This is a genomic window from Nocardia sp. NPDC052001, from assembly GCF_040680615.1.
GTDB lineage: Bacteria > Actinomycetota > Actinomycetes > Mycobacteriales > Mycobacteriaceae > Nocardia.
In genome coordinates, this window is sequence record NZ_JBFAXC010000004.1 from 281,022 (window position 1) to 295,224 (window position 14,203).

At 65.6% G+C, this 14,203-nt stretch carries 16 protein-coding genes; 12 read left to right on the forward strand and 4 right to left on the reverse strand.

Features of this window, described 5'->3' with window-relative positions; translation table 11 throughout:
* Positions 1 to 147 precede the first annotated feature (147 nt).
* The 10 genes from AB0L82_RS21365 (at position 148) to AB0L82_RS21410 (ending at position 8,484) form a co-directional block, all read left to right on the forward strand.
* Positions 148 to 591 carry a hypothetical protein gene (locus tag AB0L82_RS21365; RefSeq protein WP_364638752.1) on the forward strand — a complete coding sequence of 148 codons (444 nt, stop codon included), beginning with the start codon at positions 148 to 150 and terminating at the stop codon, positions 589 to 591.
* Between the two features lie 257 nt (positions 592 to 848).
* Positions 849 to 1,598 (forward strand): alpha/beta hydrolase, encoded by a 750-nt coding sequence (locus tag AB0L82_RS21370; RefSeq protein ID WP_364638755.1) that lies wholly within the window; start codon positions 849 to 851, stop codon positions 1,596 to 1,598.
* Between the two features lie 121 nt (positions 1,599 to 1,719).
* Positions 1,720 to 2,007: an antibiotic biosynthesis monooxygenase family protein gene (locus AB0L82_RS21375; RefSeq protein ID WP_364638758.1), complete on the forward strand. Its 288-nt coding sequence runs from the start codon at positions 1,720 to 1,722 to the stop codon at positions 2,005 to 2,007.
* 143 nt (positions 2,008 to 2,150) lie between these two features.
* A complete protein-coding gene (locus AB0L82_RS21380) occupies positions 2,151 to 3,584 on the forward strand; it encodes a sensor histidine kinase (protein ID WP_364638761.1) in 1,434 nt (477 codons plus the stop codon).
* Positions 3,585 to 3,655: 71 nt separating this feature from the next.
* Positions 3,656 to 4,027 carry a roadblock/LC7 domain-containing protein gene (locus AB0L82_RS21385; RefSeq protein WP_364640402.1) on the forward strand — a complete coding sequence of 124 codons (372 nt, stop codon included), beginning with the start codon at positions 3,656 to 3,658 and terminating at the stop codon, positions 4,025 to 4,027.
* Positions 4,024 to 4,368: a DUF742 domain-containing protein gene (locus AB0L82_RS21390; RefSeq protein ID WP_364638764.1), complete on the forward strand. Its 345-nt coding sequence runs from the start codon at positions 4,024 to 4,026 to the stop codon at positions 4,366 to 4,368. Before AB0L82_RS21385 ends, AB0L82_RS21390 begins: the two co-directional genes overlap by 4 nt.
* Positions 4,343 to 4,960, forward strand: coding sequence for an ATP/GTP-binding protein (locus AB0L82_RS21395; protein WP_364638767.1), 618 nt, complete (start codon positions 4,343 to 4,345; stop codon positions 4,958 to 4,960). The genes AB0L82_RS21390 and AB0L82_RS21395 overlap by 26 nt, the downstream gene beginning before the upstream one ends.
* Positions 4,957 to 6,183 (forward strand): cytochrome P450, encoded by a 1,227-nt coding sequence (locus tag AB0L82_RS21400; RefSeq protein ID WP_364638770.1) that lies wholly within the window; start codon positions 4,957 to 4,959, stop codon positions 6,181 to 6,183. The genes AB0L82_RS21395 and AB0L82_RS21400 overlap by 4 nt, the downstream gene beginning before the upstream one ends.
* 10 nt (positions 6,184 to 6,193) lie before the next feature.
* Positions 6,194 to 7,411 carry a cytochrome P450 gene (locus AB0L82_RS21405; RefSeq protein ID WP_364638773.1) on the forward strand — a complete coding sequence of 406 codons (1,218 nt, stop codon included), beginning with the start codon at positions 6,194 to 6,196 and terminating at the stop codon, positions 7,409 to 7,411.
* Between the two features lie 98 nt (positions 7,412 to 7,509).
* Positions 7,510 to 8,484, forward strand: a complete 975-nt coding sequence (locus AB0L82_RS21410) for a DUF2332 domain-containing protein (protein ID WP_364638776.1) — start codon at positions 7,510 to 7,512, stop codon at positions 8,482 to 8,484.
* Between the two features lie 5 nt (positions 8,485 to 8,489).
* Here AB0L82_RS21410 and AB0L82_RS21415 read toward each other — a convergent pair whose 3' ends face one another.
* Together AB0L82_RS21415 and AB0L82_RS21420 are read right to left on the reverse strand one after the other, a co-directional pair.
* Positions 8,490 to 9,008 (reverse strand): pyridoxamine 5'-phosphate oxidase family protein, encoded by a 519-nt coding sequence (locus tag AB0L82_RS21415; RefSeq protein ID WP_364638779.1) that lies wholly within the window; start codon positions 9,006 to 9,008, stop codon positions 8,490 to 8,492.
* Between the two features lie 69 nt (positions 9,009 to 9,077).
* Complete coding sequence (locus AB0L82_RS21420) at positions 9,078 to 9,695, reverse strand: TetR/AcrR family transcriptional regulator (RefSeq protein ID WP_364638782.1); 618 nt, start codon at positions 9,693 to 9,695, stop codon at positions 9,078 to 9,080.
* Positions 9,696 to 9,781: 86 nt separating this feature from the next.
* Here AB0L82_RS21420 and AB0L82_RS21425 point away from each other — a divergent pair, with 86 nt between their 5' ends.
* A complete protein-coding gene (locus tag AB0L82_RS21425; protein WP_364638785.1) occupies positions 9,782 to 10,711 on the forward strand; it encodes a metal-dependent hydrolase in 930 nt (309 codons plus the stop codon).
* On the forward strand, positions 10,712 to 11,896 hold the full coding sequence (locus tag AB0L82_RS21430) for a hypothetical protein (protein WP_364638788.1): 1,185 nt from the start codon (positions 10,712 to 10,714) through the stop codon (positions 11,894 to 11,896).
* Here AB0L82_RS21430 and AB0L82_RS21435 read toward each other — a convergent pair.
* Together AB0L82_RS21435 and AB0L82_RS21440 are read right to left on the reverse strand one after the other, a co-directional pair.
* Positions 11,835 to 13,034 (reverse strand): hypothetical protein, encoded by a 1,200-nt coding sequence (locus AB0L82_RS21435; RefSeq protein ID WP_364638791.1) that lies wholly within the window; start codon positions 13,032 to 13,034, stop codon positions 11,835 to 11,837. The two genes, AB0L82_RS21430 and AB0L82_RS21435, sit on opposite strands and share 62 nt — an antisense overlap.
* A gap of 65 nt (positions 13,035 to 13,099) precedes the next feature.
* Positions 13,100 to 14,032, reverse strand: coding sequence for an alpha/beta hydrolase family protein (locus AB0L82_RS21440; RefSeq protein ID WP_364640405.1), 933 nt, complete (start codon positions 14,030 to 14,032; stop codon positions 13,100 to 13,102).
* Positions 14,033 to 14,203 lie beyond the last annotated feature (171 nt).

A 14,203-nucleotide genomic window follows, 5' to 3' on the forward strand; every position in this document is an offset into this window, starting at 1 on the left:
TCTCCAGCCTAGTCCGAGGCTGCGCACGGTCCAGTCTGGCCTTCGTGCGGCAACACTCGGGGCCTTCGTGCGGCACAGTCCGAGCTTGTTTCGGACACTCGGTGCTTCGTGCGGCACGGTGCGGCGAACTCTGGTTGTATGCCCCGCATGGCATTGCATATGAGCCCGGACGGAGACTGGCACATCGGCGACAACCCACTCGATTTGGATGCGTTTCTGCACGAAATCGGCGCGGAAGGCTATGCGATCCACGAGACCAGACACTCGCTCTGCGTTAACTGCGGGTCCACTGTTTTCGGCGTATCGGGCGATCCCGACCAGGGTGCCATTCGCCGCGATTGCCGCGGTTGCGGCGCAGGGCATTTCGTCGCCGGATGCGATGATGATTGGTCCGACGACCATACCGATGCGGTGGTATGCGTATGCGGCGAAAAGGATTTCAATATCGCCGTCGGCTATTCGCTGTACGCCGAGCGCACCGGAATTCGCGCGCTGACCACCGCCGAGCGCTGTCTGTCCTGCGGGCGCATCGAATCGTTCACCGGCTGGATGGTGCGGGGAGGCGCACTGCATCTGCTCGATCTGGCCTGAGCCCGAACACGAAACCGGTTGCGGTGGCGGCGGAACGAACGCCACCGCACCCCCCGGTCGGCGCGCGAACGCCCAGATAAGCGATGGACAGTCGGCGACCGGGTGTGTAACGTACCGCGGGCCGTGACTTCGACCGAGGAGGTGAGACCCATGAACGCTGTATCCGTATGGGTGCTCCCGCTCGGTTCACGGTTGAGCGATTGACATAGGTGTCGCTGGGAGTGCCTCGAACGCAAGGCATTTCGAAAGGCACCATCATGAACATCATCTCCGAGACATCGTCCAACGGTGTCGTCGAACGCGGTTTCGTCCTCGACGAGGTCACCGGCGTTCTCTTCTCCCCCGAATCCGGTTCCACGGGCGCACCGCTGATCCTGAGCGGTCATTCCGGCGGCGTGCACAAGCGCGCACCGGGACTCGTGGCCAATGCCCACCACCTGGTGACCGAGCTCGGCTATTCGGTCGCCGCGATCGACGCACCCGGGCACGGCGACCGGCCGCGCACTGAGCGGGATCAGCAGTGGGTCGCGCAAATGCAGGCGGCGCGGGCGGCGGGCGAATCCCTCGCACCCGTCATCACCGAGTTCAACCTGTCCCTGGCCGAGCGGGCCGTTCCGGAGTGGCAGGCCACCATCGACGCCCTGCAACAGCTGCCCGAGATCGGGCCGGACGCGCCGATCGGGTTCGGCGGCATGACCCTCGGCGTGGTCACCGGCCTGTTGCTGGTCGCGGCCGAACCGCGGATCACCGCGGCGTCATTCGGTCCGGTGTTCGTCTTCGACGAGTTGCTGGACGCGGCCAAACGAATCACCGTCCCGGTCGAATTCCTGATCGCCTGGGACGATGAGGAGATCGATCCGCGGCCGGGCCTGGCGCTGTTCGACGCCTGCGGCTCCCTCGACAAGTCGGTGCACGTCTATCCGGGCAGGCATAACCGGATGCGCGGCGTCCCAGCCGACAGCCGGAGCCGCTTCTTCGCCCGGCATCTGAATGGAACCGCTGTCTGACCGAGGCTGTCCCGGGCGTTCGGTACATGCCGGACGCCCGGGATCGGTTCCGATGAATCACACCGCACCGAACCGTCCTACCCTGCGACAGATCGTTTCGAATCGAGCGAAGGAATCACACATGCTCATCGTCGCGGGACACCTCATCGTCGACCCCCAGGACCGTCGGTCGTATCTCGCCGAGTGCGCCGAGGTCGTAGAATCGGCACGCAACGCACCCGGCAATCTGGACTTCTCGCTCACCGCGGATCTGCTCGATCCCGCGCGCGTCAACATCTTCGAACGCTGGGAGTCCCAGCAGGCGGTCAATGACTTCCGGGGCAGCGGTCCGACGGATTCGCAAGCGGCGATGATCCGGTCCGCGCAGGTAGCCGAGTATGACATCGCGCAAGTGCGCTCGCTGACCTGATTGTGCGTGAGCCCTCAATTTGCGGGGATCGCAAGTGAAAGTATCGCTGGGATAACGGAATAGGTATGTTGTGGGCTACGGTCGGGCGTGTTGCGCGAGTGCGCCCGACCCCGGTGTAGCCGACAGGATTGACGAAACCCCATATGGCCGTGATGTTTCTCTGGATAGTTGTTCCCCTACTTGTGGTTGCGGTGGCGGCGGCCGGTTATACGGCGCTGCGACTGCGGGCGGAGCGGGCGCGGGCCGACGCGCTGACCGCTCAGGTGCGCGGCTGGGAGCAGTTGCTCGAACAGCTTGTGCGCAAGACGCTTCCGTCGGTCACCGAATCGATTCGGCGACCCGGAATGCCGGTCACCGGGACCGATATCCCGGTCGGACTGGAGCAGTCGAGTATCGCTCCGCTGGTGTGGCAGACCGTCGAATACTATGCCGAGGATTTGCGGCTGCTCTGGTCCGAGGCTGCCGAACAGGGCAGGCGCGAGGTGGAGACGCAGGCCCGGCAGGCGATCGCCAAGGCGGAGCAGACCGTGCGCGATGAGGCGCAGGCCGTGCGCGATGCCGCCCAGGGCGCGTCCCGCGATGTCACCGGCGCGGCCGTGCGCTCGTTCGGCACCTCGGTGGTGAGCCTCGGCGCGGACGTCGGCAAGGTGGTGAGCGCCGCGCTGCGCGAGCATCGCGATGACGCGGTGTACGAGACGCTGATCCGCATCGATCACAGTGTGCAGCAGATGATCCGGCAGGCGCAGTCCTACGTGATCGTCAGCGGCGGGTTGCCCGGACGCCGCTGGCCGCAGCAGGCGGTCACCGATGTGGTGGGCGGCGCGATCGGCCGTGTTCGCGATTATCTGCGCGTTCGCTCCACCCAGGCCGACCGCGTGGTGGTGAGCCGCGTCGTGGAGCCACTGGTGCATACGGTGGCGACGCTGCTGGACAACGCGTTGCGCTACTCGCCGCCAACCTCGTTCGTGGACATCAGTTTTCAGGAAGGCCACCACGGTGTGACCATTCTGATCGATGATGCCGGGGTGCGGATGAATCCCGAACAGCTCGAGGATGCCCGGCAGGTGCTGGCGGGTGAGCGCGCCATCGACATTCTCGAACTCGGTCCCGCGCCCAAGATCGGCTTCCCGTCCATCGCGGCGCTGGTGCGCCGCTACGGATTCAGCGTGTACGTCGACGGGCCGAACGCCTACGGCGGCGTGCGCGCCATGGTCTTCATTCCCGAATCACTCTTGGTCGCACCGCAGGATGTGCGGGAGCAGCCCGCGCTTGCAGCGCCTGTGGTCGCACCCGTGCAGGAGCGCAGTGTGGCAGAAGAGGAAGAAATCGCCGCGGCGCTGACCGCGAGCGGACTAACGAAACGTCGGCGGCGCACCGTGGTTCAGCCCAGCGCACCGACTTCGGCGCCCATGCCCGCATTGCAGGCGGCGCCCAATCTCCAATCCGCACCGGCGCTCGCCCCCGCGCCGACGCTCCAACTCGCTCGACCCGATATCGCGGTGGCGTGGTACAGCGGTTCGGTGAGCGGCCGTACCGCCGCGGCCGAAGTCGATCAGACCGAAGGGAACAACTCGTGAATTCACCGACAGCGGCCGACTCGCACACCGCGGTCGACAATCCGTCCGACGGCAGCAACCGGCTCGGCTGGATGCTCGCCGATCTCGACATTCCGGGCGTGCGTTTCGCCGTGCTGCTATCGGAGGACGGGCTGCGGATCGCGCATTCGGGCAATATCACCAAGGACAACGCGGAACGTTTCGCCGCCGCCGCCTCGGGATTGCGTTCGCTCGGTAAGGCGCTCGGTGAATTCTGCGGCGGCCCGGGCGATCGCGTACGCCAGAACGTCACCGAATACGACGGCGGGATGATCTTCATTACCGCCGCGGGCGAGGGCGCGGTCATCGGCGTCTCCACCACCCCCGAGGTCGATGTGGCGCTGGTCGCGCACCGGCTCAACGAGCTCGCGGCGCGGGTCGGGCACGAGCTCGGTGCCATACCGCGCGGCGGCGCCCGGCCGTGACCGGGCCGCGGCGGGATCCCGATCTGGTCCGGGCCTATGTGCGCACGGGCGGGCGTTCGCGCGCCTCCCGGCAGCTGGACCTGGTCACCGTGATCGTCGCCGCCGAAACCCCACCGCAGGGCGGCTCGCCCGATGCCCGGCGCATCTACGCGCTGTGCCGGGACGCGTTGTCGCTTGCGGAGATCGCCGCATATCTCGATCTGCCGCCCTCGGTGGTGAAGATCGTCGTGGCCGACCTGCTCGATGGCGGTCACCTGATAACCCGGACGCCCGCACACACCCTGCCGGACGTCAGCCTGCTGGAAGAGGTACTGAATGGGCTCCGCGCCCTTGCGGTCTGAGTTGGCGCCCCCGGGCGTCGACTATCTGGCCCCCACCGTCGTCAAGTCGGTAAAGCTGTTGGTGGCAGGCAACTTCGGCGTCGGTAAGACCACGTTCGTCAGCAGCGTGTCGGAGATCAAGCCGCTGCGCACCGAGGAGACGATCACCGAGGCCAGTGTCGGCGTCGACGATATGGCCGGACTGCGTGAGAAGACGACCACAACGGTCGCAATGGATTTCGGCCGCATCACGCTGAATCCGCAACTGGCGCTGTATCTATTCGGTACGCCGGGTCAGCAGCGGTTCGTCCCGCTGTGGGAAGAACTCGCACTCGGCGCGCTCGGCGCGCTGGTGCTGGTCGATACCCGGCGCATCGAGCAGTCCGATGAGGTGCTGGCCGTGCTCGAACAGCGCGGTGTGCCGTATTCGGTGGCGGTCAATGAATTCGAAGGCGCGCACCGGTATCCGCTGTCGGAGATCCGCGATGCGCTCGACCTCGCCGAGGGCACCCCGCTGACCGCCCTGGACGCACGCGATCGGCGTACGTGCGTGCAGTCGCTCATCACCCTCGTCGAGTACCTGTTCCAATCTCGTCAGGAGTCACGACTTTGACCACTTCGACCGGGCCCACCGTCCTAGTCGACGGCACGCAATTCCCGCTCTACGCAGAGGAATTCGCGGCCGACCCGCACGGAAACTATCGCGAGATGCGCCGGCGTTACGGCTCGCTGGTGCCGGTGGAACTCGCGCCGGGGGTGTCCGCCACCCTGGTGATCGGCTATCACGACGCGGTGCGGATTCTCAATGATCCGGAGCATTTCCCGGCCGATCCGCGCATCTGGCAGCAGAACATTCCGGCGGACTGCCCGGTCAAGCCGATGATGGAGTGGTATCCGAACGTGCTGCGCAATGCCGGTGAGGCGCATCGCCGGTACCGGCAGGCCAATGTGCACGCCGTGGACGGGGTGGATCTGCACGGGCTGCACGCGATCGTGGAGCGGGAGGCTATTCCGCTGATCAATACGTTCTGCGAGAACGGATCCGCGGAGCTGATCACCCAGTACGCGTTCCCTCTGGTTTTCGCGGGACTGAACGACATGCTGGGCTGCCCGCCGGAGATCGGGCAGCGGGTGGCCGCGGGGATGGCGGCGCTGTTCGACTCGGTCGACGAGAACGCCGAACTCGGAATGCAGACGCTCAGTGGCGCTTTGCTCGAGCTCATCGAGCTCAAGCGGAGTGAGCCCGGCGACGATATGGTGACGCGGCTGCTACAGCATGACGCGGGCCTGGACGACACCGAGATGCTGGCCAACATCATCAGCATCTACGGCGCGGGGCTGGAACCGCAGCAGAATCTGATCATCAACACGCTGCGGCTCATCCTCACCGACGATCGCTTCGCCGGTGACGTGCTGGGTGGAAGTCTTTCCACCCGTGACGCTTTGGACGAGGTGTTGTTCAACGATCCGCCGATGGCGAATTTCGCCATCTCCTACCCGCGGCAGCCCATGCTGGTCGGTGAGACCTGGCTGCCCGCGCATCAGCCGGTGGTGATCAGCCTGGCGGGCTGCAATAACGATCCCGCCATCGGCGGCGGGGAGCGCATCGGCAATCGCTCACATCTGGCGTGGAGCCTGGGACCGCATGCGTGCCCGGCGAAGTCAGTCGCATCACTGGTGGCGCAGGAGGCCATCGACCAACTGCTGGACGCGCTGCCCGAGCTGCGTCTCGCCGTTCCGGTTGATGAATTATCTTGGCGTCCAGGGCCATTCCACCGCGCGCTGGCAGCGCTGCCGGTGGTGTTCCCTGCGTGCCCGCCGTTGAATGTGAAGTAGGAGAGCTGTTTTGACGATCGAACCCTTGGCATTGGACCTGACCGGTGTCGACATTCAAGGTGAGAACGCCCACATTCGTGCACGTGGACCGGTGACCCTGGTCGAGCTCATGGGTGTGCCCGCGTGGTCGGTGACCGACGCGGATGTGTTGAAGCGTTTGCTGGCTGATCCCCGGGTGTCCAAGGATCCGGCGCAGCACTGGGCGGCGTTCGGCAATGGTGAGGTCACCCCCGAATGGCCGCTGTTCCCGTGGGTCGCGGCGACCAATATGTTCACCGCGTACGGCTCGGATCACCGCCGCCTGCGCAAACTGGTGTCCCCCGCGTTCACGCACCGCCGCACCATGGCGCTGCGCCCGCGCATCGAGGAGATCGTCACCACCCTGCTGGACAACCTCGCCGCGACCCCGGCGGGTGAAACCGTCGATCTGCGTGAGGGTTTCGCCTATCCGGTGCCGATTCAGGTGCTCACCGAACTGATGGGCGTCCCCGAGGATCGTGAACCCGCGCTGCGCATCTGCGTGGCGCGCTTCTTCGACACCGAGATCTCCCCCGAGGCGGCCGGTGCCAACTACCTCGAAATGTTCGGTCTCATCGAGGAACTCGTCGCTTTCAAGCGCGATAACCCGGGCGACGATATGACCAGCGTCCTGATCGCCACCCGCGATGAGGACGGTGAGCGTCTCACCGAGAAGGAAATGGTCGACACGCTGATGCTCGTCATCAACGCCGGCCACGAAACCACGGTGAATCTCCTCGACCAGGCCATCGTGGCCCTGCTCACCCACCCCGAACAGCTCGCCGCCGTGCGCGCGGGCGAGGTCACCTGGGACGACGTCATCGAGGAAACCCTGCGCTACGAGGCCCCCGTCGCCCACCTCCCCCTCCGCTACGCGGTCGAGGACATCGAGATCGACGGCATCCGAATCCCCAAGGGCGAAGCGATTCTCGCCTCCTACGCCGCCGCCGGCCGCGACCCCAAAATCCACGGCGAAACCTCCGAATCCTTCGACATCACCCGAGTCAACAAGGACCACCTCTCCTTCGGCCACGGCGTCCACCACTGCATCGGCGCCCCCCTGGCCCGCCTGGAAGCCACCATCGCCCTCCCGGCACTGTTCAACCGCTTCCCCGACCTGACTCTCGCAGACCCCACCACCCTCTCCCCCGTAATCGGCTTCATCTCCAACGGCCACCGCGACCTCCCCGCCCGCCTCACCGCGAACTGATCCCGACCACTCGGGCCCGGCCACTCGCCGGGCCCGAGTTCGATCTTGGTAACTTCATGTCCTCGGCCTCGAATCGGCTGGGACCTGAAGGGGGACGGGTGAATACGGCACAGCGGTACGAGTTCTTCGCCGAGCACGAGGCGCGCGGCCATTCGGAGTGCTACGAACGGTGGTCTCGCGAAATCGCTCATGACGATCAAATTCTCGCGCTGATCGAACAACTGCCCACCGACAAGCGGCAACCGAACCTGATCCTGGGTGCGGCCCGCTATCTGGGCGCCGAGCCGTCGGAGTTCACCGACTTCAAACCGTGGTTGATCCGCCATTGGGCAGCGGTCGCCGAGACTGCGATCGCACGCCGCACCCAGACCAACGAGGCCGGGCGCGCGGCGGTGCTGCTGCCCGCGCTGGCGCGAATTCCGGGGCCGCTGGCCTTGATCGAGGTCGGCGCGTCCGCCGGACTGTGCCTCTACCCCGATCGCTACAGCTACCGATACGACGAACGAGTGGCCATCGACCCGGCGGACGGCATATCCGACGTTGTGCTCACCTGCGCCACCTCGGGCAACCCGCCCCTACCCGCCGAACTCCCGAATGTGGTGTCCCGCAACGGCGTCGACCTGAACCCCCTCGACGTCGAGAACGCCGACGATATGCGCTGGCTGGAATGCCTGGTCTGGCCCGAACAACAGCACCGCCGCGACCGCCTGCGCGCGGCCATCACCATCGCCCGCACGGACCCACCCCACTTGGTCACCGGCAACCTGCTCGACACCATCACCGACCTGGTGGCCCAGGCCCCCTCCGACGCCACCCCCGTCGTCTTCGGCAGCGCGGTCCTCGCCTACCTCGACCCCGCCTCCCGCCTCACCTTCGAAAGAACAATCCGCACCCTCCCCTGCCGCTGGATCACCAACGAGGGCGTCGGCGTACTCGATTCGGTCACGACCCGCCTTCCCCACTCCCCCAGCACAACTCGCGGCTCCTTCGCCCTCAGCCTCGACGGCCACCCCCTGGCATACACGGGCCCACACGGCCAATCCCTGGACTGGATCGCCGCGGGGCACGCGTAGTTCGGTCAGGCGAAGCGCCAGCTTGTTGCGCCGTGGGGGTCGGCCAGGGCTACGCCTACGGCGGTGTGGATGGTGAAGCGGTAGAGGTACCAGGGGGCGGGGCCGGCGCTTTGGGCGCTGTAGGGGGCGTTTACGGTGTCGCCTGCGCGTTCGGCGGGCCAGCCGCCGGTGCGGTAGATGGCGGTTACGGCGTCGAGTTCGGGGATGTCGGTGGTGCGGTGGGCGTGGCCTTCGAAGACGAGGTCTACTTCGGGGAGGCGGAAAGACAGTGTGCAGGCGGGGTTTTGGGTGAGGTTGCGGGATTTGCGGGTGCCGGGGCCGCTGGTGAAGTAGAGGTAGCCGTTGTGGGCTATCGCGCCGATGCCGGCCGAATGCGGGCTGCCGTTGGGGGCGACGGTGGAGAGGAAGGCGGCGGTTTCCATTGCGCCGATGCCTTGTTCGGCGGCCTTGAGCGCGCGGCTCCAGGGGAGTTCGTCGTCGCCGTAGATATTGAGGTTCTTGGCGGTGATCGGGTCCGGCAGCATGGCTCCTCCTCGTATCGGATATTGCCTATGGAGACGGTGCGCCGCGGCGGAATTCATCGCCGCGGATGATCAGGGCACGTGCAGGGTGGCCTGCGCCAGCATCGCGGGACCCATCCAGCGACGCAGGTAGCGGCGCAATTCTTCCTCCGAGCGCGGCGGATGACCGGGCGAGACGAAGAAGGATTGCATTGTGCGGAGCAGGTATTCGACCAGCTCCCGCAGGGATTCGTCGTCGTAGCCATACTGCGACCAGTCGACGTCGAAGCGTTTGATCATGGTCATACCGAAGGCCTGCGCCTCCTCGGAGGTGATGCCCTCCGGATCGGCGGCGGAGTAGGTCGGGGTCAGCAGAATGCCCAGGTGCGGGGTGCGATGCACCTCGGTGAGGGTGTAGACGACCGCATCGGTCATGGCCTCGACCGGATCCTCCTGTCCGCGCACCTGTTCGGTGAGCCGGTCCAGGAACCCCGCCACCGACGCCAGGGCCGAGGCGCGCATGAGCGCTTCCGCGCTCGGGAAGTAGCGATACACGGTCTGCCGGATGACACCGAGCGATTCGGCCACGTCGGCAATGCTGATTTCGCGGCCCGTACGACCGATCAGGTCGACGGCCGCGGCCACGATACGGCTCGCCGCCTCGTCGTCACTCTCCGGCGGACTACCGCCCCACCCGCGCCTTCGTGCCACGAAAACCGACGTTAGCACGTCGTGGTCACCCAATATTTCGATTGAACATACACCTAGACGTCAGAGTGTATGTTTGTATGGTCACCATGACGGATCTGATCGTGCGAAAGATGAATTTCGCCTTCGAGGACTACGACGTGCCCTTCCTCTGGAACGAGGAGAATCCGGCCTTCGCGAGCATGGCCAATGCCGTGTCGTTCCTGGCCATCGGCTTCGAGAAGATGATCGTGCAGATGATCATGCAGACGAAACCGCTGATCACCGATGCCGAAGTCGCCGAGGAGGCGGACGCGTTCATGCGGCAGGAGGGTCAGCATTCGACCGCGCACCGCCAGCATGTGCGCGGTCTGATCCGCAGCCATCCGGGTCTGCAGGAAACCCTCGACGAGGTGATCGGCGAATTCGACCGCCTCACCGCCAGCACCCCGCTGAACTACCGGCTCGCGTACACCGCGGACCTGGAGGCCACCTTCACCTCGGTCTTCAAACTCATGCTCGACAATGAGGCCGCGCTGTTCGCGCCCGGCGACGATCGCGTCGCATCCCTGTTCATCTGGCATTTCGTCGAAGAGGTCGAACACCGCAGTTCGGCGCTGATCATCTTCGATTCCGTCGTGGGCAGCGATCTCTACCGCATGCGCATGGCCCCGTCGATCTTCCGGCATGTGCTCAAAGTGGTCCGGATCGCCTGCGCGGGCTTCAATAAGCATGTGCCCGTGGAGGATCGGAAGGTGGACGCGCTCGCCATGTTCGCGAACTACCGCAGACAGCAGCACCTGCGCCGCCTGCTACCCGGCCTGCACCCGCGCAACAGCGGCCCGATGCTGCGCGCGTTCGACGCGCTGCCGCTCGGCGAGCAACTGGTGGCGTTGAAGGGCATCATTCGCAGTCAGCTGCCCAAACACAATCCCGCGCACGAGAAACTACCCGCGCTCGCGGACGTGTGGTTCCGGCGTTACGAAGCCGGATACGACGTATCCCGCTGGTACACAGCGGATTCGATCGGAGCGAAGTAAATGACCGACCACTGTGCCCCCACCTTCGATCAACTCGCGCACTCGCTCGGCTTCTCCTGCGAGGAAGCGGGCGGCCTGGTCGAATTCCGTAATCCGTTCGGCCTGGAGAACTGGACCCTGACGGTCCTGGAAACCACCGTCATCCTCGGCTCCATCCTGGCGCTGATCTGGGCGGTGATCCGGCTGCGCCGGCACGGCGACCCCACCAATCTGGCGCTCTGGTTCGGCGCGACCGCCTACCTGTTCATCATCGAACCGCCGCTCTACTTCCCCGCCGCCTTCGGCATCGAAGAGCACGTCGATACGATGTTCGCGCACAACGTCTTCACGGTGGATTTCCTATGGGGCCGCCTGCCGCTCTATATCGTCGCCATCTACCCCTTCATGGCGACCGTGGCCTATGAGATCGTGCGCTCACTGGGCGTATTCCGCCGCCACGGCGCGCTTCTGGGCGCGACCTGCGTGGGCTTCGTCCATCACGCCTTCTACGAGATCTTCGATCATCTCGGCCCGCAATTGCGCTGGTGGGAATGGTCGACCGGCAATTCGCTGAATCAGCCGTTCTTCGATTCGGTCCCGCTTCCCAGCGTGGTGGTGTTCGCCGCCCTGTGGCCGATGTCGCTGGCGTTCTGCGTCTACTGGTTCGTCGGCCGCAAGGTCGACGCGGGCACCCGCTTCACCGGCCCCCAATTGGTAGGCCGCACAGTCGGAATCGGCCTGCTGGCCTCCCTCGGGACCTTCATCCTCCCGCTCCCCGCCACCGTCTTCGGCGCGGGCAGCACCACCGTGCGCGGCACCCTCTACGCCGCCGAACTGATCGTGCTGTCCCTGGTCGCCATCCCGATCCTGTTCCGCAGCTGGCAAAGTCAACGCCAGTCGACCGAAATCCCGCATTACACAAACGCTTTCGTCCGCGTCTACAGCCCCCTCTACCTGCTGGTGATGGCCATTCTCTGGATCACCGCACTCCCCGATCTCCGCGACGCCACCAACGGCCTGACCGCGAACGGCGATCCGATCGGCAACCCCTGGTACACGCTGGCCTGCTTCGTCATCGCAATCCTCTGCGTAGCAGCCATATTCACCACGGCATCGCCCGGGCACCGGTCGGCGCAGCCGGAAATCAGCGATGGAAGTCAGCGCTCGACAGAGCGTGCAGCGACCACCACAGAAGCGGCACCGTAGCGATTACGACAAGCAGCGTGGCGCGGATGACCAGGAGGGCACGATTCAGGACGACGGCTTCGACCACCAGGGTGGCGAGAACAATGGCCGTGACGCCGGTGGCCACCCAGACCGCGTCGGGCTGATGCGTGAATCTGCCCAGGGTCCAGCCGAAGAGCAGCAATAGCGGCACCGTGAAGATCAGCCAGCCGAAGGCGAATCGGAGCAGGCGTCCGCCGTGCGCCGGGCGGTCGGTCTCGGGTACACCGTCGACCAGTTCGTCCGGCACCGTGCGGGCTCGGGACAATTGCACGACGGCATGACCGATACCGGCCAGCAGGCAGGACACCAGCAGGGTGCGATAACAGGCCGCGAGATAACCGGAGGACTCCCGGGGATAGCGCCACGCCCACAGCGCCGGGAGCCATCCGGCGGCGAACATCAACGCCAGGGCCGGAATCGTTTCGGGCCGCACGGATAGCCGCTGCCGCAGATAACCCGGCGGCAGGGCACGGCGCGTGCGGCCGAACAGCAGATAGATCTTGGACAGCGATACGATGCCGATGATCAGGGTGAGCCAGCGCCAGCGTGCGGCATCGGTGAACATCGAGACGACCGCGAGCGGCAGGCTGGTAACCCAGATCGCGGTCGCCGCCCTGCCGACCGCCATCCACATGGCATCGGCCGCGACCAGACGCGGATCCGGGACGAACTCGTGTTCCGAATCCTCCTGCGCCGCAAAATATTCCGCGACCGCCTCGCCCTCGGGCACGGGCCATTCGCCGGTGTGTCTCGAACCCGGGCACAGCAGCGGGCTGTCGTCGGTGTCGTAGTCGTAGTCCGGATCGACCAGGCCGCGCCACCGCATGGCCGACATGCGGGCGGTGATGGCCAGCCCGTGCCAGGGCTCATCGCAATGGGGGTTCGGGCAGTCCGGATAGGTCGGATCGTCGAAGTCGTAACCGGTTTCGGGTTCGCCATCGCGCATGCTGTCCTCGACGAGCGCGTCGATCTCGTCGAGTAGCCGCAGCACCGGATCGACGGGTGCGGCGTCCTCGGCGTCGAACGGGTTCACGGCGGGATTCGGCCGGGGCGCACCGGCATCCTCGGCACGGCGTCCGATCGGGCGCACCCGCTGTTCATCCCCGGCAATACTCACCCGCCGATAGTAGGGCGGGCCCCCGACACCCGTCATCGAAAAATACCGCGAACCAACGGGATACGTCAGTGCGCGTTGAGGGCGTCCAGAATCATGGGGCGGGCGTTCGCCAGCGCCTGTTGCCAGTACGGCCAGGTGTGCGTGCCATTGCCGAGTTCGATGCGCGCGGGAATCCCCAAGGCTCCCAGCCGATCCCGGAACATCTGATTCGCGATCAAGGTCATCGCTTCCAGACCCATGGCATTGAGGGTATTGCCCAGCCCGAACGGCAGATCGGCCAATCCGGGCAGCGCATTGCCGGACCAGATGTACATCGGCAGCCCGCGCAGCAATTCGGCCTGATCGGTGGCGTCATTGCGCACCCACGCGGGATCCGAAGCCGGACCCCACATATCGTCCACATTGAAGTTGCCCTCATCGCGCATGGCGGCGCGCATGGCCTCATTCCACATCGGGAACGTCGGGTGCACATAGCCGGAGAAGGATCCGGCGAAGCGGAATTGATCGCGATGATGCGCGGCCAGCGTCAGCGCCGCATTACCGCCCATGGACGCGCCGACGATCGCGTTATTGGTGCGCGAGACACCGTAGCCCGCCAGATACGCGGGCAGATCCTTGGTCAGGAAGGTTTCCCACTTGTACTTCGTCGCTTGCTGATTGGTGCTGCTGGGCCGATACCAGTCCGTATAGAAGCTGGAGTGCCCGCCCACCGGGAACACCAAAGTCACATTGTCCCCGACGAATTGGCGCAGCGCGTCGGTATCACTGGTCCATTGACTGTGATCCCCCGGTGCGCGCAACCCGTCCAGCAGATACAGCGCCGAACTCCCGCCCCGCGCCGCCCACTGCACCTGAACCTTGATCTTCCCCATCGCGGACGGTACCCAGAGCTCCTGGTAACCGCCTGCGGGAGAACGCAATACCGGACCGTGTACCGGTGCGGCAGCGGAGACCCCCGTACCCGCCGCACCCAGTAGCGCCGCCGCCACCGCGATAATGCCGACTTCACGCAGTCGACCGCCCCATTGATTTCGAGTTCGTTTTGCCGTCACCACTCGTATACCTCCCACCTGCCTATCGTAAGTTACCCGAACTACCGCGAATTCCGCTGTGTCTCAAGCGAAATTGCAGCTCATCGGGTGTCGCCGGTGGGCGCGGGACGCATATCG

Bases quoted from the DNA above. Each gene is read 5' to 3' on its own strand.
- AB0L82_RS21365 (WP_364638752.1), top strand. From the start codon at position 148: ATGGCATTGCATATGAGCCCGGACGGAGACTGGCACATCGGCGACAAC.
- AB0L82_RS21370 (WP_364638755.1), top strand. From the start codon at position 849: ATGAACATCATCTCCGAGACATCGTCCAACGGTGTCGTCGAACGCGGT.
- AB0L82_RS21375 (WP_364638758.1), top strand. From the start codon at position 1,720: ATGCTCATCGTCGCGGGACACCTCATCGTCGACCCCCAGGACCGTCGG.
- AB0L82_RS21380 (WP_364638761.1), top strand. From the start codon at position 2,151: ATGGCCGTGATGTTTCTCTGGATAGTTGTTCCCCTACTTGTGGTTGCG.
- AB0L82_RS21385 (WP_364640402.1), top strand. From the start codon at position 3,656: ATGCTCGCCGATCTCGACATTCCGGGCGTGCGTTTCGCCGTGCTGCTA.
- AB0L82_RS21395 (WP_364638767.1), top strand. From the start codon at position 4,343: ATGGGCTCCGCGCCCTTGCGGTCTGAGTTGGCGCCCCCGGGCGTCGAC.
- AB0L82_RS21415 (WP_364638779.1), bottom strand. From the start codon at position 9,008: ATGCTGCCGGACCCGATCACCGCCAAGAACCTCAATATCTACGGCGAC.
- AB0L82_RS21425 (WP_364638785.1), top strand. From the start codon at position 9,782: ATGACGGATCTGATCGTGCGAAAGATGAATTTCGCCTTCGAGGACTAC.
- AB0L82_RS21430 (WP_364638788.1), top strand. From the start codon at position 10,712: ATGACCGACCACTGTGCCCCCACCTTCGATCAACTCGCGCACTCGCTC.